This is a genomic window from Elioraea sp., assembly GCF_022842375.1.
Lineage (GTDB): Bacteria > Pseudomonadota > Alphaproteobacteria > Acetobacterales > Acetobacteraceae > Elioraea_A.
Window position 1 is genome coordinate 23,077 of the sequence record NZ_JALHPR010000002.1, and the last position, 24,926, is coordinate 48,002.

Consider the following 24,926-nt stretch of genomic DNA (forward strand, 5'->3'; position numbering starts at 1 on the left):
GTGCCTACACCCGCGCCGTCCGTCGAGTCTACTGACCTTCTCATGTCGCCTGGTGCGGCACTCGCTCGCAGGAAGGCTGAGGACGGTTCTTCGGACGCGATGGGCGCGCCGATCGGAGCCGACACCCTAGCGACAGATACGGTCTCGAGCGGGCAAGGCGAGGCACAATGGGAGCCTGAACCTGAGCCTGACCTGACGTCTTCCGGGGTGGAGATCGCCGCTGCGGCGGCAGACCGCGAGAAGGCAGTCAGCCGGCATGCGGCTGAGCTGCCGGCCGCCGACTGGACCGACACGCACATCGACCTCCCTGACACGGCACCGGACTGGGCGGACGCGTTCAAGCAGGGATCTGACGGCTTTCGCGCAGTCACCGACCTAATATTGGCCGGTCTTCGCGAGGGCTGCATCCTTGCCGAGGAACTCGATGCACTGCGTGAAAGCCTAGTCGACGGGGAACGGGGAAACCGCTTTGTCGCGGCGCTTGAGATCCTGCTGGAGGACCTCGGGATCCTCGTGGAAAACGAGCATGCCATCGACTGGGCACGCATGGCCGTTGTCGAGGGCGATGACCTGCAGACGATCGGGGCCGCATACGAGGTCGCAGCAGCAGCGGACCGCCTGACCGAGATCTGGGGCGGATCGCCCGATGCAGAGCGTGTTCTGCTAGACACCGCGGCGGGCGCGCCAGTTCTCTCCAAGGCGACGGAGACGCGCCTTTTCCGCGAACTCGCTGCGTCGCTGGCCTTCCTGCGGAGAGCTGCTGCCTCCAACCCTCTGACGGCAGCCATTTTCGAGAGTTGGGCGGATCAGCTTGATGCCCGGTCCGTGCTTCCGCGGGACATTTCGGAGGCTGGCTGGGGTGCAGACGACCAGGACGAGGCGGACGCATCGGATCCTGATCAGGACGCCCAGGCAGAACCCGGAGAGAGGGCCTTCGCCGACTTCCCGGGCGATGCAGGAACTCCGGCAACATATGCCCTGGCAACGCATCTCCGTGCGACCGCGAGGACACTCCTTCAGCGAGGTGCGGCGCAGGAACTTCTGGCTGCTGCTCGACTCACGCCTCGCCGTATTCTGGAGCTGACCGAGGCATGTCTGGGTCAGCATGAAACGTGTCGCCGTGAAGGCCTGCGCGCCAGCATCCGGCGCTCGGATGAAATCGGCCACGAACTTGCTGTGCTGCGGCGGCCAGCTTTCGAGGCACAGCAGCCGACTGGACCGGCAGGCCTCAACGATGTCTTCCAGCGCTACGTCAACGCGCGACAGGCGATCGTCGAGGCTAATCTGAAGCGCGTGGTCTGGCTGGCTCGCCGCTATGCCCGTCCCGCTGTGCCGTTCCTCGATCTCGTGCAAGAGGGTCAGATCGGACTGCTGCGGGCCATAGACCGCTTCGATCCCGACCGCGGCTTCCGCTTCAGCACATACGCGACATGGTGGATCCGGCAGTCGATAAGCCGCTACGTGCAGGACCAGGGGCGCACGGTCCGCGTGCCGGTGCATATGCTGGAGCGGATCGCTAAGGCGAAACGTGTTTCAGAAGCTTTGCGGGCCAAGACCGGGGTGGAGCCGACAACGGAAGAGCTTGCGGCCTCGCTGGAGGCCGACGTTGTGCCAGTCCAACGCGCCCTGGCCGCAGATCTCGAGGGTGTCTCTTTCGACGATATGCGGAGCCTGCTTGACGAGGAGGCTGTGCTTCCTGCCCCCCTCGTTGACGAGGCAACGCCCCTGACGGCCTTGCTGCACCATGACCTGCGACGGCTTGTCGCCGCCAGCCTCCGCAGACTGGATGCACGTCAGGCCCGCATAATCGATCTGCGCTTCGGGCTGACGGACGGCAATCCGTTGACGCTCGAGGAGGTGGGGCGGTTCTACAGCGTCACGCGCGAGCGGATCAGGCAAATCGAGACCAAGGCTCTGAAGCGCCTGCCGCGACTGCTGCCGAACCGTCAATTCGTGAACCTCGTACCATGACGGGCAACCGCCCACCCCGGAGAATCTTGGCGCCGCCAAAGGCGACAGCGATGATCGAAGCCCTTCGTGGCCTCGGCTATTCGACATCCTCGGCCCTGGCGGACATTATCGACAACAGTGTTGCGGCAGCAGCGTCAAAAGTCGACATCGAGTTCGTCTGGGCAGGTCCGTCGTCGTATGTAACCATCGTCGACGATGGTCGCGGAATGGACGCTGCGGACCTCGAGCGTGCCATGCGCCTAGGCGACCGCAATCCGCTCGACCCCCGCGCCCCTGGTGACCTCGGACGCTTCGGCATTGGTCTGAAGACCGCTTCGTTCTCGCAATGCCGCCGTCTGACGGTCGCGAGCCGACAGGCTGCGTCAGTGTCCTGCCTCCGCTGGGACCTGGACGAGATTGCTGGGAACGGTGGGCACGAATGGGAACTCATCGAGGGAACAGCACCCGGATCGGAACAGCTGCTGGCCGCTCTGCCGACGGAAGGGACGGGGACCTTGGTGGTGTGGGAGGTAATGGACCGGATCGTCACCTCGGGCTTCCGCGAGCAGGACATGCTCGACCTGATCGACCGGGTGGAGCGCCATCTCGCGATGGTCTTCCATCGCTATATCGAGGGTGTACGCCCACGCTTCAGGATCAGCCTGAACGGGCGTCGCGTGGAGCCATGGGATCCCTTCCTGAAGGATCATCGGGACACATGGTCTTCTCCCGTGGAGCGCATCCCGAGTTCGGCAGGGGCGATCGTCGTCCAGGCCCATGTACTGCCGCACAAGGACCGCCTTGATTTGCGTGCCTTCGCTGCCGGAGGCGGGGCTGATGGCTGGACCGCACAGCAGGGCTTCTACGTTTATCGTCAGGAGCGGCTGCTCCTCGGCGGCACATGGCTCGGCCTTGGACGGGGGCGGGCATGGACCAAGGAGGAAGCCCACCGCCTCGCACGCATCCGGGTCGAGATCGGCTCCGACGCCGATGCAGCCTGGAAGATCGACGTCCGCAAATCGACAGCCCGTCCACCGGTAGAGGTCCGCCCCCGGCTCACGGCACTCGCGGAGGACACGCGCGAACGTGCGCGACGGGTCTTCGCATGGCGCGGGCGTGTGATTGCCAGACGGACGGGGCAGCCGATCGTCCAGGCCTGGACCGCCCAGCATACGGCAGATGGCGTGCGCTATCGGATCGACGAGACGCACCCCGCCGTGGCTGCCGTGCTCCACCAGGCAGGCGACCTGACGTCACTCGTCCGGGCGATGCTCCGTGTGGTCGAGGAGACGGTCCCCGTGCAGAGGATCTGGCTCGACACGGCAGAAGCGAAGGAGACGCCGCGCACGGGCTTCACCGCATCGCCACCTGCAGAGGTCCGTCAGGTTCTCGACGTGATGTACCGGAGCCTCGTCCGGCGCCGTGGCCTCAGCCCTGCCGAAGCCCGGGAGCGGCTGCTCCTATCCGAACCGTTCGACGGCTACCCGGACCTCGTCGCTGCACTTCCTGACATTCCTGCCAATGAGGCCTGAGCGCGAATGAACGCAAAGCCGGAAACGCACGCGCAGAAGGTGGTCAAGTTCGTGCAGGAGCTCCTGCTGGAGGAGACTGACCGGAGCAGGATCGGGCCGGCGCTGATCGCCGATCAGATCGACCTCGTTCTCAGGATGAAACCGTCATGGGGCGAAGACCTTGATCGGGCAGCGGTCACGGAGGAACTCATCCGCCGCTTCTCTATGTGGATCGGCCGTGACGGAACGCTGAAGAACGATGCCGGACATGTCGCTTGGCTGGAGGCTGCGCGGAAGAAGGATTGGCGTCTCTGGCAGAGATACCGAGAGTGGCTTGAGCGCGACCTTCCGCTTGATGCCATCGACGCTCTTGACCGATCGACTGACGGCATACTCGGGCTGCTTGAGGATCCCCGGCGTGAGGGTGACTGGGATCGCCGCGGGCTCGTGGTCGGCCATGTGCAGTCGGGGAAGACGGGCAACTACACCGGGCTGATCTGCAAGGCGGCGGATGCCGGCTACAAGATCATCATCGTCCTCGCCGGGCTTCACAACAACCTGCGTGCGCAGACCCAGATGCGCCTTGATGAGGGCTTCCTGGGATACGCTACAGCTCCCCTGGCCGGCGACACCGCACCGATCGGCGTCAGCGAGATCGACGGGGATCCCACGATCCGGCCAAACTACGTGACCAACCGAACCAACAACGGCGACTTCTCGACTGCCATTGCGCGGAACCTCGGCATAAGCCCCGAACAGCGGCCATGGCTTTTCGTGGTCAAGAAGAACAAGACGGTCCTCACGCGCCTCCTTGCCTGGGTCAGGAACCATGTCGCCGACTCGAGGGATCAGGAGACAGGCCGCAGGCTTGTGACGAAGCTGCCGCTCCTGCTTATCGACGACGAAGCTGACCATGCGTCGGTCGACACCGGCGAGCAGGTCTTCGATGAGCAGGGGAGGCCGGACGAGAACCACTCCCCGACCGAGATCAACAAGCTCATCCGGAGACTGCTGCACTCGTTCACGCGATCAGCCTACGTCGGATACACGGCGACGCCTTTTGCAAACATCTTCATTCACGAACGAGGTGCCACTCGCGAGGAAGGGCCGGACCTGTTCCCGAGCGCGTTCATCGTCAATCTTGCGGCGCCTTCGACCTACGTCGGCCCTGCGCGCATATTCGGTCTCCGCAGCACGAACGGACGTGATGGCGGCCTCCCTCTGGTCAGGGTTGTGGCCGATCACCAGGACGCCGCCGGTGGCGGCGGATGGATGCCACAGGGTCACAAGAGCACTCACAGCCCCCCCGCAGTCACTGCTGACCGGGTGCCGGCTTCGCTCAGGACGGCAATCCTTTCGTTCCTGCTGGCCTGCGCAGCGCGAAGCGTCCGAGGCCAGGGCAATCGACACTGCTCGATGCTGGTCCACGTCACTCGGTTCAACGCCGTACAGACCGAAGTGCATCGGCAGGTCGCTGACCTGATGGGCGGCATAACACAGCGCCTTCAGCGTCGCATCGACAGCGCACGCTTGGTCGACGACCTCCGGAAGCTCTGGGTGGAGGATTTCGTCCCGGCTACAGAGGCAGTCCGGACGCGTGTCGAGGATCCGTCGATCCGGCCGGTGAGTTGGGAGCAGATCGCGGAAGTCCTGCCTGATATCGCATCGGACATCGAGGTCCGGATGATCAACGGCACGGCGAAGGACGCGCTGGACTACGTCGATAATGCCGCGACGGGCCTCAAGGTCATCGCGATTGGCGGAGACAAGCTTGCGAGGGGCCTTACCCTCGAAGGGCTCTGCACGAGCTACTTCCTCCGAGCCTCGCGCATGTACGACACGCTGATGCAGATGGGGCGCTGGTTCGGCTACAGGCCCGGATACCTCGATCTCTGCCGCCTCTACACCACGTCCGATCTCATCGACTGGTTCGGGCATATCGCCGATGCATCCGAGGAACTGAGGGAGGAGTTCGATCTCATGCAGGCCAGCGGCGGGACGCCGCGCGACTACGGCCTGAAGGTCCAGTCACATGCGGTGCTGATGGTCACATCGCGTCTCAAGATGCGGTCGGCGAAGACCCTCATGCTGTCCTTCAGCGGGCAGGTGGTCGAGACGGTGGCCTTCCATCGCGACCCTGGAGTGCTGCGAGGCAATCTGAAGGCGCTACGAAGTTTGGTTGACGCCAACGGGGCACCGGACGAGGCACCAAGGATCGAGCGCGTCCGGCCTGGAGTAAGGCACCAATGGGAAGGAGCTCTCTGGCAGGCTGTTCCGGCAGACCGGATCACAGCATTCCTCGCCGCATACAAGACCCATCGCGATGCCTACAAGACAGACGCACGTCTTCTTGCCGAGTTCATTGAGTCGATGTCCAAGGGTGGTGAGTTGACGTCCTGGACCGTTGCCGTTCTCGGTGGTGGTGAGCGGAGTGTGATCGATCTCGGGCAAGGCCTCGCGGTGAAGATGCCGAAGCGCACCCACCGCACGTTCACGGCGGACCGGTTCTCGATCGGGCGACTTCTTGCTCCCCGAGATGAAGCCATTGACCTAGACGCCGACGCTTGGGCTGCAGCACTCGACCTGACAAAAGCGGCGTGGAAAGCAGACGCGGGCCGCAATCAGTCGGGTGAGCCTGACTCGCCCAACGGAATCGCGATAAGGCGAGTGCGCGGTTTCGGTGCTCATGACGTCCAATCGAAATCCGAGCTCGGATTGCTTCTGTTGTATGTACTCGATCCCAAAGAGACTGGTGTCGAGTTCCCGGCCGATGTGGAGGGGATCGTTGGCCTCGGCATAAGCTTTCCGGGCAGCCGGTCGGGCGTGAAGGTGGAGTACAAGGTCAACAACGTGCTCTGGGAACAGGAATATGGCTCCTCGGAGTGACGCGGTGCGGCTGGGAGAGGCTTGGCGGGCTCTGGCCGGCGATGCAGGCGCATCCGGCTGGCGGACCGTTCACTTGGTGCAACTTGGCGAGGTAGCCATTCTGGCCGGGCGCCAGAAGCCGGATGATCTCGAGGCATTGCTTATTGGTTTCCGCCATGCCCGTCTGCCACTTCCGAGCCGGCTGCCGGCCGGCAGGGGCTTTTCCGTCGAGGCGACCCGGCATCCTAGTCACCCGAACCTCCTGCTTTTGGCGTTGACGCGAAAGCAGGGTGCGAGGACGGACCTGTTCGAGGCGATGGCGCAGGATCTCATCGCCGTGCTTGCGGACGCGCTTGATGAGGACGAGCAGACTGTCGTGAATGTCCTCCTCGCTCGTATCCGCGCTTGGCAGGACTTCATGTCGTATCCGCGCGCCGGTATCCTAAGCGAAGATGAGGAGATCGGACTGCACGGCGAGCTCGTCGTGCTCGAACAGCTGTTGGCAGCACTTCCGGACGCCGCAGCGGTCGTGGACATGTGGCAGGGCCCACTCCGCGGCCTCCACGACTTCATGCTTCCTTTAGGAGCCATGGAAGCCAAGGCGACAACTTCGGCCACCGGCTTCAGGGCCACGATCGGATCCCTGGAGCAGTTGGACGTCTCGATCAGGTCGCCAATCTACCTTGCCGCTGCGCGGTTGGCAGCCTCGAGTGCCGGATTGACGCTGCCGCAGCGTGTCGCGCAGTTGCGAGCGTTGCTGACGATGCGTGGTAGCGAAGCCGTTCAAGCCTTCTCCGCTCGTCTGCTCCGCGCCGGCTATATCGACGCGTTCGCCGACCAATATGCGCGGCGTCTGATCGTATCTGACCTACGCTGGATCGATGTGCGCGCCGATTTCCCGCTCCTGACTTCTGCGTCGGTGCCGAGTGGCGTGGTGTCAGCGCGGTACGTGATTGACCTGGACATGCATCCACTTCCGACAACCTCGCTTGCGACCATCCTGGAGGCGGCAGGCCTGAAATGACGCTTGAGGATTTCCTGCAGCAGCTCCAGATCGATATCCGCGAGCGCATGGCGGAGGGCAATGCTCCGCCGTACAGCGAGATGGTTTTTGCCGAGCTCGTCATGGACCACATGGCGGAAATTGGCATGACTTCTGATCCGATGGTCTGCCATTACGCGGCACGCGTAGATCGTGCCGAGCTCAGGCTGAGCGGCTACGCGGTTAGTCGAGACGACGAACAGTTGGATCTGTTCGTAAGCCTCTACGACGGAAAGAACAGTGTTGCACCCATCCCAGACAGCGAGACAACGCAGGCGGCGGGCCGGTGCGTTGCCTTCCTGGCAAAGTGCGCTGAGGGGCGTCTCGCGAGCCGGATTGACGAGGCAAACGAGGCACACGAGCTCGCGCAGATCATCGAGATGATCTTCTCAAAGCTGGACCACATCACCATCCACGTGCTGACCGATCGCGTCGCGAAGTCGAAGAGCTTCAAGAGCCGCGAGGTGAACGGGAAAACAGTGCGCCTGGAGGTTATGGATATCGAGCGCCTGTATCGTCACCTGTCCGAGGGGAAGCCGCGGGACGAGATGGTGCTCGACTTCAAGTCCCTGTCGGGCGCGCCCCTGCCATGTGTGCTTATTCCCGGTCAGGACACCGTTTACAGCGTCGCACTCGCCGTGCTCCCAGGCGAAGCACTGCGGGCGACCTATGAGAAGTTTGGCGCGCGCCTGCTGGAAGCAAATGTCCGTTCTTTCTTAAGTACGACGAACAAGGTGAACCGCGGCATCCGTGACACGCTCCGGACCAGCCCCGAGCACTTCATGGCGTTCAACAACGGCGTGGTGATGATCGCCGATGATGCCGGGTATGAGACTACGGCTGATGGCGGACCCGGCATCGCGTGGCTGCGCGGCGTTCAGATCGTGAACGGCGGCCAGACGACGGCGTCGATCTACTTTACCAAAAGGAAGGCTCCGGACACTGACCTGCGCTCGGTCCGCGTTCCAGCGAAGATCATCATTCTCGGCACTGTGGGCGAGGACGGCGAGGCAGCGCGGGAGGTGTTGGTGTCCAACGTCTCGCGTTTCGCGAACAGTCAGAGTGCGGTGAAGGTCTCCGACCTCTCGGCCAATCGCCCGTTTCACCGCCAGCTCGAGCAATTGTCGCAGTCGACCTTTTGCCCTGATGGCACGACGCGCTGGTTCTACGAACGAGCGGCGGGTAGCTACAACGTCATGTTGGCCCGGAAAGGCGATACGGGGCCTCGCTTGAAGAAGCTGAAGGCGGAGTTCCCGCCATCGAAGAAGTTCAATAAGACCGAGTTGGCAAAGTGCCTCATGACTTGGGCCGGGTTTCCGCAGATTGCCAGTTTCGGCCTTCAGAAGAACTTTGAGAGGTTCAGCCAGCTGCTTGACGAGGAGGAAGGCGCGGCGCGGTGGCCGATTTCCAGCGCAGCTGACTACAAGCGTATGGTTGCACAGGTTATCATTTTCCGGACTGTCCAGAAGCTCGTGAGGCCGCTGGTTCCCGCCTTCCAGGCAAACGTAACGGTCTACACGGTGGCGCTTCTGTCGGAGCGGCTGCGTGCACAGATCGATCTCGATAAGATCTGGGCAGAGCAAGCCGCGACGCCACAGGTAGTCGCGGTGGCAGCGGCTTGGGCGAAGCAGGTAGACGAAGCGTTGCAGGTGTCAGCTGCGGGCCGCATGGTGTCCGAGTGGGCAAAGAAGCAGGATTGCTGGGAGTACGTCCGCTCTCTGAGCTTGCCTGATCAACCAACTAAATGATGCTCCCGGTGGAGATCGTTCTGCTGACGCGCGGCTGCCTCCAGCGCTCGGCCGGCCAGCCTATCGCGTTGTTCGCGCCATATCGCAGAAGGTGGCTCCATCAGCCCCGGCAGCGTCATCCCCTCCGGCTGCCGCCCGTTCAGGATCGCCTCGACGATGTCCGGCGCCAGCAGCGTCAGCCGCAGCACGCGGCAGACGTAGGAGCGGTTGATCTTCTCCGCGTCCGCGAGCTCGGTGAGCGTCGCGAAGCGCCCCTCTTCCAGCATCCACCGCCAGCGGAACGCGCGGGCCACGGCCTTGATCAGCGTGATGTCCTGGCGGCGCTCGATCGCCAAGACGTTGGGCGTGATGATCGCCTTGCGGCCACCGCGCTTTTTCACCGAGAGCGGGATGACGACGGTGAGCGTCTGCGGCGCGTCGCTCATGCGGCCGCCCTCCCCGTGCTGCCGGTCTTGGCGGCCAGTTCACGCACCAGGCTCCCGAGCCCATCCAGCCGCAGCCGCACGGCGGCGCCGCTCGCCAGGACGTCGACTCGCTCGACTAGCAGCCGCACGATGCGCGCCTGCTCGGCGTGGAACAGCTCGTCCCAGAGAGGCTCGATGCGTTCCAGAGCGGTGCGCACCTCCTGCTCGCTCGCGTCCGTCGCGCCACGTGCAGCCTGCCAGGTGCCGACCACGATCTCGGGCTGCCGCAGCAGGGCGCGGACCTGAGCCAGCACGCCGCCCTCGATTTCCCCGGCCGGCACGCGCGCGATCTCCGGCCGCTCCGTGCCCCCGCCCTGCAGCACCGCCTGGCTGACGTAGTAGCGGTACATCCGCCCGCCCCTGCCGCGGCTGTGGCTCGGCGACATTGCCCGTCCGTCGCTGTCGAAGACGAGGCCGCGCAGCAGTGGCGCGGTGGCGTTGCGCGTGCGGTTGACGCGGACCCGCGGGTTCACCTGCAGCATGGCATGCGCCGCGTCCCACTGCGCCTGGCTGACGATGGCGTCGTGCTCGCCGGGATAGGACGTGCCCTTGTGCACGGCCTCGCCGAGATACACGCGGTTGGTCAGGATCCGATAGACGTCGCTCTTCGTGAGCGCGCGGCCACGTTTCGACGTCGCGCCCTCGGCGCGCAGCGCCTGCACCAGCCGCGTGCAGGACTCCATCTCCGCAAAACCCTGGAAGATGCGCCGCACCAGCGCGGCCTCAGCGTCGTTGATCACCAGCTTGCGGTCGCGCACGTCGTAGCCGAGCGGCACAAAGCCCCCCATCCACATCCCGCGCTTGCGTGAGGCGGCGAATTTGTCGCGGATGCGCTCGCCGATGACCTCTCTTTCGAACTGGGCAAAGCTGAGCAGGATGTTCAGCGTCAGCCGGCCCATGCTGGTCGTCGTGTTGAAGGACTGCGTCACCGAGACGAAGGTCACCTCGTTCGCGTCGAACACCTCGACCAGCTTGCTGAAGTCCAGCAGCGATCGGCTGAGGCGGTCGATCTTGTAGACGACCACGACGTCGACGAGGCCTTCCTGGATGTCAGCGATGAGGCGCTTGAGCGCGGGACGTTCGAGGGTGCCGCCCGAGATCCCCCCGTCGTCGTAGCGGTTGCGCACCAGCGCCCAGCCCTCGGAGCGCTGCGAGGCGACATAGGCCTCACAGGCCTCGCGTTGCGCATCGAGGGAGTTGAACTCCATGTCGAGGCCTTCCTCGCTCGACTTCCGTGTGTAGATCGCACAGCGCAGCTTGCGCACGGTCGCCGGCATGTCGCCGCTGGTCTTCGCGTCGCGCTTCATGCGGCGCTCCGGCTCGGGCGCAGCCCGAAGAAGGCGCGCCCGTTCCAGCGCGTGCCGGTGATGGCGCGGGCGATGGCCGAGAGCGACTGGTAGGGTCGCCCCTGGTACTCGTAGCCGGCGCGCGTGACGGTGACGACGTACTCGACGCCCTGGTACTCGCGGATCAGCTGCGTGCCGGCGATCGGCCGATCGTCACCGCGCATCCGCCGCACGGTGACCTTGCCGCCATCGAACTGCCGGCCCAGAGCCTCGAGCCGCTCGATCGTCTCGGGCTTCAGGCCTCCATAGGCGAGCTCCTGGATGCGGTAGGCCAACCGGCTTTCCAGGAAGCGCCGGTTGTAGGGCGGCGGCTCGGTGCCGAAGAGCGCGCGCCATTGCTGCTTCAGCTCAGGCGTGGCCGTGGTCTTCAGCGCGGCAAGCCGGCCCAGCACATCGGCGGCGGGGATGCTCGGCGCGACGAACGTCGGCGCGGCGGCGGTCTTCTTCCTGGTCATGCGTCCTCTGTCTCTCTGGGGTTCGCATGACCACTCGGGTGGGCGGTGAAGTGTAGCGACGTCTCTCCCCTGCCCCCGACCCCGTCGTCGATCTCGGCGATGCTGCGGCGCCGCTGCCGCACGATCCCGCGCGCGAGGATCTCGCAGACCTCGCGCAGATGGGGTGGCAGAGTGGATGTTGCTTGACCGACTCGACCGCTCATTGGCAGCGCCTCTCGGCATGATCAGCGAGCATCGCTTGCCGACAGAGCGCAAGGTACGGGATTGCATTGGCATGAATGATCAGACGGATCGGCCCGATGATGCGATGACCCTGGCTCAGGCCCTCCGAGAGATTTGCAGTCGCGACGTCCTGACGCAGCTGCTGCAGGCAGAACAGCTGTTCACGAGGACTGAGTTGCGTGACCTGGAGAAGCCCGAAGCTCTCAAGGCCATGAACGACGAACACGCTCGCTACCTCTCCCTGAGCCAGCGAAAGGATCGGCATGGACTCCTCGATAGGGCCTGGGCCGCCATCCAACACGACGTCCAGATGCGTTTGCAGAGCGAGGAGTGCTTCATGACGGGCGTGCCGCGACGCCCCATGGGCACGACAGATCGCGTTCTGATCCCAGGGGTCTGGGCGACTCGCTTCAAGTTCGACTTCTTCCGCAACGTTGTCTGGGGCACCGCCGGGAGTTACGACGCCGTACGCATCCACTTGCAGCATCCCGACGCAGCAAGGACGGTTGCCTTCGAAGCGGTGACGACGGATCGCCCGACGGAAAAGCCAGTGAGCACCAACGAGCTTTCGGCCCAGCAGGAAATGGAAGCGAGACCTGAGGCCAGCGGCTCTCGGCGAAGAGGGCGCCCCCCATTTCCATTCGGCGACTTGGTGAAGATCGCCAGGCTTCGCTTGCATACGCGTCACGCTGCAAACAAGGCTGAGGCAACCGCTCTCCGCGAACTGTTCCAACGTCAGCACGTTGGCAAGCAGGCTCCGGCTTTCGCAACGATCGAGGACCATTTGCAGAGGATCTACGAGCAAGCGGCTCGGGAGGAAGCGTCGGAAAAGCCGTAAAACCGTAGAAATCAATTCCACGGGTTTAGCGGTTTCTCGGCACGCGCGGCGCGCCGCCTCTCCGTGACATGGTTTGGGCATGGCGAGCGACATGCCCTACAGCGATCTCGACGGTGGCGGCGTCTACGGCTTCACGTTCGGCGTGTATGACCAGACGAGCGCGTGGAACGACGTCCGGGCCCTGACATGGCCCGCGCTTTCGACGCTCCTGACCGAGCACCCGTTTGGTCAGAAGGAAGGCACATGCATCGTGCCGGCGGTGTTCACTGGGCCGGACCGGAAGAAGGCCCAGGCGACGCAGATCGACGTCGCGTTCCTCGACTCCGACCAGGGCACGACGCTGGACGAGATCAGGGCGGCGATCGTCAGGCGTGGCTGGGCCGCGATCATCTCCTCGACGCACTCGCACGGCACCACGCGCACCAAGGTCAAGCGCGACGCGTTCGAGAAGTTCGCGGCGCGGCATCGTGATCCCGACAGCACCGCAGAAGCCTTCCTCATTCAGGAGAAGGGCTACCGCGCCGCCGTCGCCCAGGGCGCGAAGGTCGTCGGGCAGACCGACGAGCACGTCGTCCTCGAGCATGCACCCTGCCCGAAGTTCCGCATCGCCATTCCGCTGCTGCGACCGTGGCGTGCCGACAACTATGCGAGCCAGGACGACGCCAACGACGGCTGGAAGGAACGCATCGAAGCGCTCGCTGCAGAGCTCGGCCTCGACCACGACCAGTCCTGCACCGACACCTCGCGGCTCTTCTTCCTGCCGCGGCGGCCGCAGGACGGGCCTGAGCCGGAGACGGCAGTGCTCGAAGGCGCGCCTTGCGATCTGTTCGCCCTTCCCGCTGCGCCGACGCCGCTGGCGCGAGTCACGCATCCGACCGGCCGCAGCGCCGTCGCCGCGCCCGCTGACCTGACGGTCACAGAGCCCGCGAGCCGCGAGGTTTTCGATCTTGCTGCGTGGGCCCGCACCTACGGGCGTCGCTTCGAGATCGCCGCGGCGCTGCGAGCACGGCATCCCGCCGCACTGGTCAGCTACGTCGCCGACGGCTGCAAGCACCACATCCGTTGCCCGAACGAGGCAGCCCACACCGAGCCCGGCCAGGACCGCTCGACCTTCGTCGTGAACGCCAGCCAGAGCGGCACTAAGGGCTTCGTCATCCACTGCATGCACAATCACTGCACTGGTCGGGACCGGCTGCTGTTCCTGAAGCAGATGCTCGAGCAGCGCTGGCTCAGCGTCGACGACCTCATCAATCCGGATTTCCTTGGCGAGGTTGGTCGACCGTTGATCCGCTACGAACCCGGCGACCTACCGACGATCGTGGACCTGGCTGAGACGGCGCTGATCGAGAGCAGCGTGGGGCTCTACCAGCATGGTGGCATGATCGTCCGGCCCGGTCAGGTGCCGGTGGCGATCAATGGTGGCAGGACGGTTTCGGCGCAGCGCATCGTCCCGGTCGGCGACCATGCGATCGCCGAGGCCATGACCAAAGCCGCCTCGTGGGAGAAGCTCGACAAACGCGCAAACCGCTGGGTCCGGATCGACGCTCCCCCGATCGTCGCGCAGACCTACCGCGATCGTGTCGGGCTCTGGCAGCTGCCGGTGCTCAGCGGGATCATCACCGCCCCGACACTGCGTGCCGACGGAACCATCCTCGATCGCCCAGGCTACGACGGCAGCACGGGCCTCCTTTACGAGCCCGGCGCGACGAGCTTTCCGACGATTCGTTCGGCACCGTCGATGGATGATGCCGTCCGCTCACTCCTCCTCCTCGAGGAGCTGATCGGCACGTTCCCGTTCATCGACGCGGCGAGCCGTGCCGTGGCCCTCTCGGCGATCATGACGGCGTGTATCCGGCGCGCGCTGCCGACCGCGCCGCTCCATGCCTTCACGGCGCCGACCGCCGGATCTGGAAAGTCCCTGCTCGTGGATCTCGCCAGCGTCATCGCCACTGGCCGAGAGGCGAGCGTGATGGCGCAGGGGAAGTCTGAGGAGGAACTCGAAAAGCGCCTGGGCGCCCTCTTGCTCGCGGGCGACCTCGTCATTGCCATCGACAACTGTGAGGCCCCGCTCGGCGGCGATCTGCTCTGTTCGATGTTGACCCAGCCGATGGTCAGGGTGCGCATCCTTGGCCGCTCGGAAGCCTCTGAGCTTCCTGCCGCGGCCTTCGTCGCTGCCACCGGCAACAACCTGGCGCTGCTTGGCGACCTCACCCGCCGGTCGCTGCTCTGCACGCTCGATCCGGGCGAGGAGCGTCCAGAACTGCGGCGCTTCGAGATCAACCCTCTCGATCTCGCGCGAGCAGATCGTGGCAGTTACGTCGGAGCCGCATTGACCGTGCTGCGGGCCTACCACGTTGCCGGGAGGCCCGGCGCGCCAGAGCCGCTCGGGTCATTCGAGGCCTGGAGCGGTTGGGTGCGCGGCGCCCTGCTCTGGCTCGGCCGCGCAGACCCAGTCACGACGATGGAAGCGGCGCGCGCGCGTGATCCAAAGCTCGATGCGCTGCTCTCAGTGACGTCCCAATGGCAACAGGCGTTTGGCGTCGAGGCCGTCTCGGTGCGCGCGGTCATTGAGCGTGCAGCGGGCGGGGGCGACAGCGCTCAGAGTACCGCTCCTGACCTTCGCGAGGCGTTGCTCACCGTCGCGGGCGAGAGCGGTGCAATCAACAGCAGGCGGCTCGGCAAATGGCTGGCTGCCAACGAAGGGCGCGTTGTCAACGGCAGGCGCCTGCAGCGTGCGAACATCTCCGTCGGCATCCAGCGCTGGCGTCTTGTCGTCGATCCGAACGCAGCAAAGGAGTGCAACAGATGACCGTGGTGCCTTTGGTGCCTTTGACCCCCCTCTTTTCCCCTGATGTAGGAAAGTGTCAGAGAGAGAATGACATTTCTTATTGGGGGGTGGGATTAGCCCCTCGAAAGCCACCAAACCCACCAGACCTCGCTCGACCGCACCTCCACGCAGGAGGTCCTCGATGAGCGCGCTCTCCCCCTTCCCCGCTTACAAAAAGGCCCTGGTGGCGGAATTGGTCCCGTACGCCAGGAACGCGCGGACGCACAGCGACGCGCAGGTCGCCCAGATCGCAGCGTCGATCCGCGAGTTCGGCTTCACAAGTCCGCTCCTGGTCGACGGCGAGCGCGGCGTGATCGCGGGGCACGGTCGGCTGCTCGCGGCGCGGATGCTCGGCATGACCGAGGTGCCGGTGATCGAGCTGAGCCATCTCAGTCCCGCCCAGCGGCGCGCCTACGTCCTTGCCGACAACAAGCTCGCGCTGAACGCCGGCTGGGACGACGCGATGCTGCGGCTCGAGCTCGGTGAGCTTCACGCCGAGGGATTCGACCTCGGCCTCATCGGCTTCGACGACGGTGAGCTCGCAGCGCTGCTCACCGAGCCCACCAGCGGCCTCACCGACCCCGACGACGTGCCGGAGGCCCCTGCGGTGCCGACGAGCCGCGTGGGCGACGTGTGGCGCCTGGGACGGCACAGGTTGGCCTGTGGTGACTGTACCGACCCTGCGGTGGTCGAGGCCGTGCTCGCCGGCGTGCGGCCCCACCTCATGGTCACAGACCCGCCCTACGGCGTCGCTTACGACCCAGCCTGGCGCAACCGCGCAGGGGTCAGCACCACGAAGCGGGTCGGGGCCGTCGAGAACGACCACCGCGCAGACTGGCGCGAGGCCTGGGCGCTGTTCCCCGGCGACGTCGCCTACATCTGGCACGGCGCGCTGCACGCCACGACCGTCGCCGAGAGCCTGCTCGCCTCGGGCTTCGAGATCAGGGCCCAGATCATCTGGGCGAAGGAGAGGTTGGTGCTCGGCCGCGGCCACTACCATTGGCAGCACGAGCCATGCTGGTACGCCGTGCGCGGCCAGGGCCACTGGCAGGGCGATCGGCGCCAGACGACGCTCTGGTCGATCCCGAGCCGTGACCAGGATGCGGCGACGGTGCATGGCACGCAGAAGCCGGTCGAGTGCATGCGCCGACCGATCCAGAACAACAGCGCCCCTGGCCAGGCGGTCTACGAGCCTTTCTCTGGCTCCGGCACCACGCTCATCGCCGCCGAGACCACCGCCCGCGCCTGCCACGCGATTGAGCTCTCGCCCGCCTACGTCGACGTCGCGGTGTTGCGCTGGCAGGCCTTCACCGGCGAGGCGGCGACGCTCGAGGCCACGGGCGAGACGTTCGAGACGATCCAGCGGAAGCGAGCAGAGGAGGCCACCGATGCAGGGCGTACGGTTTGAGCCGACGGAGGAGCAGCGCCGCACCGTGCGTGCGATGAGCGGCTTCGGCATCCCCCAGGAGGACATCGCCACCTTCCTCGACATCGAGCCGAAGACGCTGCGCAAGCATTTTCGGCGGGAGCTCGATCGCGGCATGGTCGAGGCAACGGCGAAGGTGGCGCAGTCGCTGTTCCAGATGGCGACATCCGGCAACAACGTCGCGGCCGCGATTTTTTGGATGAAAGCCAGGGCTGGCTGGCGGGAGAAGCAGGAGATCCGCGTCGGCCCGACCAACCTCGATGAGGTGAGCGACGAGGAGCTCCTCCAGGTGATCCAGCACGTCCGCGACGCGATCGCCGAGGGCGAGGAACTGGCGGCCGAAGCGGCGCAACTCACCACGGAGCAGCAACCACCCTCCACCTGACCCCGTTCAACACCAACCAACGACCGTTGCTCGGTGACGAACAGATGCGATGGAGCGGATTGAAGGTGCCGGCAGCGCGCGCGATATCGATGGGATGAACAAGGCATTCGTCCGAGAGCCCGACGGCGAGGTACCAGAACGGCTGCCCGAGATCCCGGTCCCGCCTGGTCCCAATCCAGTGACCGCGGGCGGCCATGCGCTGATCGTCGCTGCCCTTGAGGCAATCGACCGTCGCCTTGCCGATCAGCGTGAGACGCTTGAGCACACGGAGGCAGAGCGCCTTCGGCGTGAGCGTCGTTACTGGGCAGCCCGCCTCGAGGCTGCGCGCATCACCGCACCACCTGCTGATCCCGACGAGATCGGCTTCGGCTCGCGCGTGACCGTTGCTTGGCCCCGGCGTGGCGAGGTCGCGCTTCGCATCGTTGGTGATGACGAGGCCGATCCTGCGCACGGGCTCATTGGCTGTTCAACTGGTGGTGCTGGCAGTTCGCAACGAGCCCTGAACGCGCTGCGGCGGGAGATGCTCAGAGACGTGCTCGAGCCAGCAGTCGCGTAATCGTCGTATGCGTCCAGGTGGCGCCACCCCGCGGCGTCGGGATGGCACGGTCGGTCAGTGCGCGGGCTAGTTCCGCGAGGCCCTCGACGCCATCCGCCCGCAGCGCCTCGATCTCGAGCAGGATGCGGTGCGCCGTGCGGTCGGCTTCGTCGCGCCTGACGTCGGCGGCGGCTAGCGCATCGGGCCCTGAGGCTGGCCGGTAGCCGCGATCCCCACCGAGACGCTTCCCCCGCGCCTTCGCCGCGGCCAGCGCCGCACGTGTGCGCTCGCTGATCAGCTCCCGCTCCTTCTGCGCCATCGCCGCGTAGACGCGCATCATCAGGTCATCCGCGCCAGGCATGTCGGCGGCACGGATCGCGACGCCCTCCTCCAGCAGCTGCGACAGCGTGTGCGCCCGCCGCGTGATGCGGTCGAGGCGGGCTGCAACCAGCACGGCGCCGAGCTGCCGGCAGCGCGCCAGTGCCGCCTGGAAGCCTGGCCGCCGGTCGTCCTTGCCGGAGGCGACGTCCGTGTACTCCGCCACCAACACCCAGCCCTGGCTCGCGACGAACCGCCTGTTGCTCTCGCTCTGCGCCTCCAGGCCGAGGCCGCTCTGGCCCTGCTCAGCCGTCGAGACGCGGGTCAGCCCGACCGCGTAGCGCGGCCGGGCGTCGTTCCGTCGCATCAACCTGCGATCCTGTAAATCGAGTAGGAGCCCTTTGCGCCCTGCTTGTTGGGCCCGACCTGGCGCACGCGCTCGATCACCTCGACGCTCAGGCCCCGCTTCTTCAGCCCGGCCAGGTACCCCCGCACCGTGTGCGGCGCCCAGCCGGTGGCCTCGATGATCTGCGCGATGCTCGCCCCATCCTCGCGGCGCAGAAGCGTCAGCACCGCCTCGTTCTTGGTGCCGGTTCGAGGCCCGCGGGGAGCCTTGGTGGCGGGCGCAAGGAGCGCCTTCAAGGCTTCCATCGCCGGAGCCAGGTCGCTGCCGCCCTCCCAGGCCGCGACCACCGCCTCGGCAGCCACGCGCAGGCCACCCACGCCGCGCCCCACAGACGGCCGCTGAGGGGCCTCCGGCTCCGACCGCCGCGTGGTTGGCTGCCAACGCCTCGACCGCATCCACGGTCTCGCTGTGAGGCATGGCAATGCTATTGGGCGCCTCCGACTCAGGCTCGGGGTTCTCCGGCCCGGCGATCAGCGCAGGATCGACGCCCAGCCGCTCGTCGCGCGAGCGGTCGTCGACCTCCTCCCCGATACCGATGGCCTCCAGCCCCGCTGCCGTGATCGCGAAGCCGCGCCACCCCTCCTCCGTCTCGAGGGTGAGGACATCGGGATCACGCGCCTCCACCTCGGCCAGCGCCAGCAGGCCGCGCTTGGCCAGCGCCTCGCACACGCGCTGCAGCGACGCGCCAGGCAGGCGCCTGGTCTTGGTCACAAGCCGGTCGTCGCGCGCTGCTGCTGCGCTCAGGACCATCAGGTGGGTGTCGGAAAGGGTCGTCATCATCAGGGCTCCTCGTCGCGGAGCCCGACCACCGGGCTCCTACGAGCCCAAGCCCCGAACCCGGGGCGCGATGCGGACGCTGCGCACCGCCTGGCTCAGCCGTGTGCGAATTCGCTGCGCCGGTGGTAGGCGTCCGTCACCTCGCGCAGCCGTCGGGTCCAATCGGCGAGGCTCGCCGCCTCGCCCCACAGCACCGCCTCGGGGTCGGCACCGAAATGCTCCGCGCTCATCGCCTGAAGCTCCGCCATCTGCGCGTCGAATGCCGCCTTCGCCGCAAGGAACGCCTCCAGGCTGCGCTGCTGGGTCACCGCCGCCCTCTCCGCCCGATCAACCCGCATCGCTCTCTCCACCCTCAACGTGGCCAACACGTCGCTCTGTGCGGGGACGAAGTGAAGCGGAAGAACGAGCAATGACATTGCGATCTTCGTGCGCCGGCAATCCGATCGTGATTCCAGCCAGCCGCCGAGATACGGCCATGAGCGTCGTCGCGCGCTGGGGCGATCCGGAGCGGCGCTCAGTGCTCGTGCTCAGCGGGATGGACGGGGCACCTGTTGCGGCGGAGGCGGTCCAGGGCGACCCCGTGTGGGACGCGCTTGTCGCCGCGGGCGTGACGCCAGAGCCCTATGCCGAGCCCGCGCCGCCACCCGACGCGCTCGTGCCGCTCTCGGTGGTCGCCGAACGACTGAAGGCCGCCGGCGCCTGGGAGGCGATCGTCGCGCTGGTGTTCGATCCTGCGAACCGCTCTGCACTCGCCGACCTCATCATGGTGCAGCAAGGCATCGCGCCGAACGATCCCGTGGCACGCGCGCTCATCAGCGCGGCAGGGGCGGATCCGGAGGTGGTGCTACGGCCGCCGTAAGCCCGGCACTCCATCATCACGCATCGGCCCGCCCAGGAAACCCCTGGGCCGGCCTTTCTGCGTTCTGGGGACTCGTGCGAAGACGAATGCCTCATTGCGGACCGTCGCCTTCGCGCAGGTCAGCATCATCGCCTTCGACGGGCAGATAGCGGTATAGGCGCTACGGCTCTATGACCTTCTTGCTCGATCGCCACGTGTGGTTAAACCGCTGAGCGCGCGTGATCGCGGCCCAGCGCGATATTCACCCAGTCGGAGTGGAGAAGGCACTCGTTTTGCGCGCCATCCGTCACAATGCGTCTAACGCGTCGAGAACCCTACCAGGAGCAGACCGTCATCACGGCGTCCCCCATGCCATGAATCTTCTTCTTGTCGATCGGGCAGATCGTCGCGAGGATCGTCGAGAGCCGCGCCTTGTCACCTTCGATGAAAAAATATGGCGTCAGACGGGCACGCCCCTCAAGTGGGATGACGTTCCTGCCGACGTGATCGAACGCGTTGACTACTTGGCGAACAGGCGCCCTGAATTCCTGGAGCACCCAGCTTGTCCTCGGGAAGTCCCCGAGTGCACGATTGATGGCGGTAACCCATTCTACTGATGACGTATCGTGTCCGATCACCACGCCGCGGCTTCCCCAAGCCTGTTCGGAGAAGCCCGACGGCTTAAGCACGAGGTTGCGACCGCGCTTGCTAACGTTCGCGACGTCATCCCAAGACTGGACAGCCCGGCCGTCTGCAGCGAGGCCCGGGATGATGGCGTGCGGGGGAAGCGGGGTCGGGTCGACGATCCAGGTCCGAGGAATCGCGTGCTGGAGGAGATCCCAATCCTCCTGGGAGAGTTCCCCGTGCCAGTAAGGTTGCAGCGCAGGGTGATGGAAGAGGGCGAACCAGAGTTTCTCTTCGAGGAACGCCTTCGGAGGTGGCGTTATCGCAACACGCTTCCCCTTGGCGAGGAAGAGCAGCAGTTCCGACTTGGAGACGTTCGGCAAGTCGAACAGCTCCATGAATCGGTAGACTACGTCGATGGGCAAACGACGCTCACCATCGACGAGAAGGAGTTCCTCATCCGTGTATCGCAGATCTCGCGGACGAATCGCGACCACCTCGTGACCCAGGTCGGTGAGGCGGCGCGCGAGCCAAGCCATCTCGTTGAAATAGTCCGCCGACTCGTCGGAGACGACGATGGCGAGCCTCACCTTCGTGCTCGCCCGCCCGACGGTAGCGCCAAGGAACCCATCCTCGATGCTGAGGTCCCCCGCAAGGCGGTGACCGTGCGCGCGATAGTAGTTCGCCATGCGCGCTGCGAGACCGAAACCTCCGGGGACAGAGTCGAGCTCACAGATCGCGTAGCCGTCTCCAGTGAGAAGCACGTCGGGGCGAATCACTGCGGGCAGCTGCTCGCGGAACACCTTCGCCCGACCAATGCTGACGAGAGATTCCGGCTTTCCGTTGTCGAGGTACTGCGCGACCCAAGCCGGTTGCCGCCCCGCCACGCTTTCGTAGTAGAGCTTGTTCTTCGCGCGGTAGAACGCGAGCAACGGGCCGCCCAGCTGGCGGAACCACTCCACCTGATCCTCAGAAATCGCGAACGGGCTTGGAGCGGCGCGGCAGTCGAGGAACGATCGCGGATCGTCTTCTTGGCCCACCGGCTGCAAGATGAAGTTCATGGGCTATCCCTCCCTCCTGGCTTCGAAGACGTAGCGCCGCGTGTGCGGGCTGACCCTCTCCGTGTGAACGATCCGGACCAGTTCGACGGCCGGCGAGGTGAACAGATCGTCGGGCACGATCCGTGCGATGCCTTCGTCGACCAGTTCCAGACCAGCCTTGCGATATGCGTGCGTCACGAGCGACGCGCACGAGAAGCGATGCGTGTCGCTCCGCCGGGCGCGGATCGAGACGGGCATTCCGATGCATGCCTGGGCGAACTGCGCCGCCTGATCGGCTGTGACGTCGTTGCAGCGCACGCGCAGATGAGCGATTGCGTATCGCACGGGCAACGCTTCAAGGCTGTGCGCTTCCACTTCTGACGCAAAGCCATGGGCGAACGTGCTAGCGCTCGTCGCGATCGCGCTGTGGGCCCAACGCCCCCACGGCGCGGGCGCGTGAAGGCGAACGACGAGAATGTCGCCGGCACGGATGTCGGGGAAGCTGGAAGCGAGGGACCGACGAAGGCGGCGAGAAGGCGTCCCGCGGAGGTGACATTCAATCCACCTGACGGCCTGCCAGGGCAGGTACCAGATGAAAAACCAGCTGGCACGCATCGCGGGTCGCCGCATTGCGCCGTTGCCCGGCGCGCGTGGACAGAACGGCCGCTGCGCCTTGATCCAGAGGGCAACGAGCATGAGGCCGGCGACCACACCCACACCCGCCAACACCGTCTCGACCGCGATGTGCGCAAGCATATGCGCGCCGAGATAGCCGATCGACAGGAAGAAAGCCGTGCCCAGCAACGCCGCGACCAGTTCAATGGCGATGTATGTGCGAAGCGGCACGACTCCGGCCGCGAGCACCGGCAGCAGCGCGCGAATATATGGCGTGAAGTGACCGGCGATGATGAACCGTGCTGGCGCTGCAGCCAGCGGTTCTCGAAGCGGGGCGAGGCGCCCCAAGGCCGTTGCGACAAACCCCACGCGCTGCAGCGCGCCCGCGAGCAGGAAGCTGATGAGGTCACCGGCGAGCGTCCCGGCATAGATGGCCAGACCGGACCACATCGGATGGAGAAGGCCGTGTGCGACGAGGGCGCCCACCGCGACAAAGCCGATCGTGCCGGAGATCGCGAAGCTCGTGATGACGATCGCCTCCGCCATCGCCACCACGAAGAGCACCGCATACACCCAATTCGTCGATGCCAGGGCGCGCAGTTGTTCCGCAAGCGCTTCCATCAGGGGAGCTCCTCGCCATGCGCGTTTGTGGTGGCCGGGTGAGCGCCTGACGCGGGCCGCTCCGAACCCAGCCTCCCGCCCGGGTCTGGGTACCGATAGATGCCGCCCTCAAAATTGCGCAGCAGCAGATCGTCGCCGTCGCGTCCGACAACGAAGTTGGGAAGGAGCGGGACCTTGCCTCCCCCCCCGGGCGCATCGACCACGAACGTCGGAGTTGCGTAGCCGGTCGTGTGGCCGCGCAGGCCGGCGATGATCTCCAGTCCCTTCTCGACCGTGGTCCGAAAATGGGTCGAGCCCGAGATCGGGTCGCACGCGTAAAGGTAGTACGGCCGGATCCTGCATTTCAGCATGCCGTGCATCAGCTGCTTCATCACCGAGAGGTCGTCGTTGATGCCCTTCAGCAGCACGGTTTGCGCGTGCAACGGAATACCGGCATCAGCAAGGCGCGCGGTGCTTTCCGCGACCTCGAGTGTCAGCTCGTCGGGGTGCGCGAGGTGGATGCTCATCCACAAGGGGTGATAGCGGCGCAGCATGCGCGTCAGGTCGCGCGTGATGCGCTGGGGCAGCACCACGGGCACCTTCGTGCCGATGCGGAGGAACTCCACGTGCGAGATGGCGCGCAGGCGGGATAGCAGCCATTCCAGCTTGTCGGTGGCGATGGTCAGCGGGTCGCCACCCGAGAGCAGCACGTCGCGGATCTGCGGGTTGGCGGCGATGTAGTCGATGGCACGTTGCCACTGCGGCACGCTAAAGGTGTATTCGCCGCTACCGCCCACCATGCGGCTCCTCGTGCAGTAGCGGCAGTACGTGCTGCAGAAGCCGGTGGCCAGGAACAGCACGCGGTCGGGATAGCGGTGCACCAAGCCGGGCACCACGGTGTCGTGGTCCTCGCCCAGCGGATCGTAGGCCTCGCCGGTGGTGCGCAGGTATTCGCCGTTCACCGGAATGTGCGTGCGCCGCAGCGGCTGCGTGGCGTCATTCTCGCTGATGAGCGAGACGTAGTAGGGCGTGATGCCGAGCGGGAGCGGACCGGTGTGGCGGGCGATGGCGCGCCGCTCGTCATCGGACAGGCAGATGAACTTCTCCAGCGTGGGCAGGTCACGGATGCGATGCTGCAGTTGCCACCGCCAGTCGCTCCAGTCCGCGGCGGTGGCGTCCGGCCAGAAGCGACGGCGGAAGGCCTTGCTTCGCGAGGACTCGGGAAAGGCAGGTCGCCTTGCGCGCGGCCGCACGGCCCGCTCGGAAAAGGGGTAGGCCATCAGCGAGCCACGCCGCTGTTCGTGGCTAGCGAGAGGCGCAGCCTATTCGTGTGGTTCCAGGTGCTCACCTCTTCCTCCGCGTGGGTCGGCTGCTGGGTTTCGCAGTCTCGAGGAGGGCGGATCCCGTCCTCGCCCATTGGCCGGTGCGGCTGCTGAGGGAATTGCCGTTTGCGAAGGGCGGCGCTGACAGATTGTTCGCCCGGCGGCGCGCGCCTTCTGGGAGCCCCCTGGCTGGGATCACCCGCGTAGCTGGCGGCCGCGAGGCACGCCTCATCAGCGAGCGCCGGGGACACAATCCAGATAATCAGGTGACGCCCCTTACGGGCGCTCGGCCCTTCGCCCTAGCGCGGCGGGTGCCAGGGACCCAGCAGCGCGTCGCCCGTGGCCTCCGCGAGGCGCGTTCCGCCGAAGCGGCGGAGCCAGAGGAGTTCACCCGCGACCCGAACGGTCTGGAATGCCCACCACCCATCCGGCGCCACGTGGTCGCCCGGCCGGCGCTCGCGGACCAGAACTGGCGCCTCAGCCTGCACCGCGTGCGCCTGCTGCCATCCTGCCTCGCCCACGCGGGCCCCATCATCGTGTTGCATCTCGTCGCTCCCGCCGTTGCAAGAGACGAGCGGCGCGCGTGCGCGGGGACTTGCTGTTCTGAGAATAATGAATTTTGATTCATGAGAGCGCCAGCAGGGCGGAGAACGGCAACAATCGCCGCCGCTGCTCCGGATTTGAAGGGGCGGTCATCCAGTGGAGGAGGCGTATGCCGGACGGCGACAGTAGCAGGAGGGGTCGGCGGAACCGGGCGCTCGCATGCCTTCAG

General features: G+C 65.9%; 21 protein-coding genes. 10 read left to right on the forward strand and 11 right to left on the reverse strand.

Going from position 1 to position 24,926, the window contains the following annotated elements; translation table 11 throughout:
• Positions 1–207 precede the first annotated feature (207 nt).
• Genes Q0C38_RS01900 through Q0C38_RS01920 form a run of 5 tightly spaced genes read left to right on the forward strand, consistent with a single transcriptional unit; the run spans position 208 to position 9,116 of the window.
• The gene (locus tag Q0C38_RS01900) at positions 208–1,971 is read left to right on the forward strand and encodes an RNA polymerase sigma factor RpoD/SigA (RefSeq protein WP_291295361.1); all 1,764 of its coding nucleotides are present in this window, start codon (positions 208–210) and stop codon (positions 1,969–1,971) included.
• Positions 1,972–2,021: 50 nt separating this feature from the next.
• Positions 2,022–3,482, forward strand: coding sequence for an ATP-binding protein (locus tag Q0C38_RS01905; protein ID WP_291295362.1), 1,461 nt, complete (start codon positions 2,022–2,024; stop codon positions 3,480–3,482).
• A 6-nt stretch (positions 3,483–3,488) separates the two neighbouring features.
• On the forward strand, positions 3,489–6,347 hold the full coding sequence (locus tag Q0C38_RS01910; protein ID WP_291295363.1) for a Z1 domain-containing protein: 2,859 nt from the start codon (positions 3,489–3,491) through the stop codon (positions 6,345–6,347).
• Positions 6,331–7,350: a PD-(D/E)XK motif protein gene (locus Q0C38_RS01915; RefSeq protein ID WP_291295364.1), complete on the forward strand. Its 1,020-nt coding sequence runs from the start codon at positions 6,331–6,333 to the stop codon at positions 7,348–7,350. The genes Q0C38_RS01910 and Q0C38_RS01915 overlap by 17 nt, the downstream gene beginning before the upstream one ends.
• A complete protein-coding gene (locus tag Q0C38_RS01920) occupies positions 7,347–9,116 on the forward strand; it encodes an AIPR family protein (RefSeq protein ID WP_291295365.1) in 1,770 nt (589 codons plus the stop codon). The genes Q0C38_RS01915 and Q0C38_RS01920 overlap by 4 nt, the downstream gene beginning before the upstream one ends.
• On the opposite strand, the gene Q0C38_RS01925 is transcribed toward Q0C38_RS01920, so the two are convergent.
• Genes Q0C38_RS01925 through Q0C38_RS01935 form a run of 3 tightly spaced genes read right to left on the reverse strand, consistent with a single transcriptional unit; the run spans position 9,101 to position 11,381 of the window.
• Positions 9,101–9,541 carry a hypothetical protein gene (locus Q0C38_RS01925; protein WP_291295366.1) on the reverse strand — a complete coding sequence of 147 codons (441 nt, stop codon included), beginning with the start codon at positions 9,539–9,541 and terminating at the stop codon, positions 9,101–9,103. The two genes, Q0C38_RS01920 and Q0C38_RS01925, sit on opposite strands and share 16 nt — an antisense overlap.
• Positions 9,538–10,887 carry a recombinase family protein gene (locus Q0C38_RS01930; protein ID WP_291295367.1) on the reverse strand — a complete coding sequence of 450 codons (1,350 nt, stop codon included), beginning with the start codon at positions 10,885–10,887 and terminating at the stop codon, positions 9,538–9,540. Before Q0C38_RS01930 ends, Q0C38_RS01925 begins: the two co-directional genes overlap by 4 nt.
• Positions 10,884–11,381: a DUF2924 domain-containing protein gene (locus Q0C38_RS01935; RefSeq protein WP_291295368.1), complete on the reverse strand. Its 498-nt coding sequence runs from the start codon at positions 11,379–11,381 to the stop codon at positions 10,884–10,886. The genes Q0C38_RS01930 and Q0C38_RS01935 overlap by 4 nt, the downstream gene beginning before the upstream one ends.
• Before the next feature lie 220 nt (positions 11,382–11,601).
• Here Q0C38_RS01935 and Q0C38_RS01940 point away from each other — a divergent pair, with 220 nt between their 5' ends.
• The 4 genes from Q0C38_RS01940 (at position 11,602) to Q0C38_RS01955 (ending at position 17,079) form a co-directional block, all read left to right on the forward strand.
• Positions 11,602–12,441, forward strand: coding sequence for a hypothetical protein (locus tag Q0C38_RS01940; RefSeq protein WP_291295369.1), 840 nt, complete (start codon positions 11,602–11,604; stop codon positions 12,439–12,441).
• A 79-nt stretch (positions 12,442–12,520) separates the two neighbouring features.
• A complete protein-coding gene (locus Q0C38_RS01945; RefSeq protein ID WP_291295370.1) occupies positions 12,521–15,250 on the forward strand; it encodes a hypothetical protein in 2,730 nt (909 codons plus the stop codon).
• A gap of 160 nt (positions 15,251–15,410) precedes the next feature.
• Positions 15,411–16,676, forward strand: coding sequence for a site-specific DNA-methyltransferase (locus Q0C38_RS01950; protein ID WP_291295371.1), 1,266 nt, complete (start codon positions 15,411–15,413; stop codon positions 16,674–16,676).
• Positions 16,657–17,079, forward strand: coding sequence for a hypothetical protein (locus Q0C38_RS01955; protein ID WP_291295372.1), 423 nt, complete (start codon positions 16,657–16,659; stop codon positions 17,077–17,079). The genes Q0C38_RS01950 and Q0C38_RS01955 overlap by 20 nt, the downstream gene beginning before the upstream one ends.
• Here the strand turns inward: Q0C38_RS01955 and Q0C38_RS01960 are convergent.
• The 4 genes from Q0C38_RS01960 to Q0C38_RS01975 all read right to left on the reverse strand — a co-directional run bounded on the left by Q0C38_RS01960 (position 17,048) and on the right by Q0C38_RS01975 (position 19,453).
• Positions 17,048–17,530, reverse strand: coding sequence for a hypothetical protein (locus tag Q0C38_RS01960; RefSeq protein ID WP_291295373.1), 483 nt, complete (start codon positions 17,528–17,530; stop codon positions 17,048–17,050). The genes Q0C38_RS01955 and Q0C38_RS01960 overlap by 32 nt on opposite strands.
• A 73-nt stretch (positions 17,531–17,603) precedes the next feature.
• Entirely contained in the window at positions 17,604–18,299 is a 696-nt protein-coding gene (locus tag Q0C38_RS01965; RefSeq protein ID WP_291295374.1) for a recombinase family protein, read from the reverse strand.
• Positions 18,299–18,640 (reverse strand): DUF3489 domain-containing protein, encoded by a 342-nt coding sequence (locus Q0C38_RS01970; RefSeq protein WP_291295375.1) that lies wholly within the window; start codon positions 18,638–18,640, stop codon positions 18,299–18,301. The genes Q0C38_RS01965 and Q0C38_RS01970 overlap by 1 nt, the downstream gene beginning before the upstream one ends.
• A 570-nt stretch (positions 18,641–19,210) precedes the next feature.
• A complete protein-coding gene (locus tag Q0C38_RS01975) occupies positions 19,211–19,453 on the reverse strand; it encodes a hypothetical protein (RefSeq protein ID WP_291295376.1) in 243 nt (80 codons plus the stop codon).
• Between the two features lie 137 nt (positions 19,454–19,590).
• Between Q0C38_RS01975 and Q0C38_RS01980 the strand changes: the two genes are divergently transcribed.
• Complete coding sequence (locus tag Q0C38_RS01980) at positions 19,591–19,974, forward strand: hypothetical protein (RefSeq protein ID WP_291295377.1); 384 nt, start codon at positions 19,591–19,593, stop codon at positions 19,972–19,974.
• Between the two features lie 314 nt (positions 19,975–20,288).
• Here Q0C38_RS01980 and Q0C38_RS01985 read toward each other — a convergent pair whose 3' ends face one another.
• From Q0C38_RS01985 to Q0C38_RS02000, 4 genes are all read right to left on the reverse strand, one after another.
• Positions 20,289–21,638, reverse strand: coding sequence for a hypothetical protein (locus Q0C38_RS01985; protein WP_291295378.1), 1,350 nt, complete (start codon positions 21,636–21,638; stop codon positions 20,289–20,291).
• Between the two features lie 3 nt (positions 21,639–21,641).
• Complete coding sequence (locus Q0C38_RS01990) at positions 21,642–22,853, reverse strand: DedA family protein (protein WP_291295379.1); 1,212 nt, start codon at positions 22,851–22,853, stop codon at positions 21,642–21,644.
• Positions 22,853–24,112, reverse strand: coding sequence for a KamA family radical SAM protein (locus tag Q0C38_RS01995; RefSeq protein ID WP_291295380.1), 1,260 nt, complete (start codon positions 24,110–24,112; stop codon positions 22,853–22,855). Before Q0C38_RS01995 ends, Q0C38_RS01990 begins: the two co-directional genes overlap by 1 nt.
• 341 nt (positions 24,113–24,453) lie before the next feature.
• Positions 24,454–24,699, reverse strand: a complete 246-nt coding sequence (locus tag Q0C38_RS02000; protein ID WP_291295381.1) for a hypothetical protein — start codon at positions 24,697–24,699, stop codon at positions 24,454–24,456.
• Between the last annotated feature and the right edge of the window lie 227 nt (positions 24,700–24,926).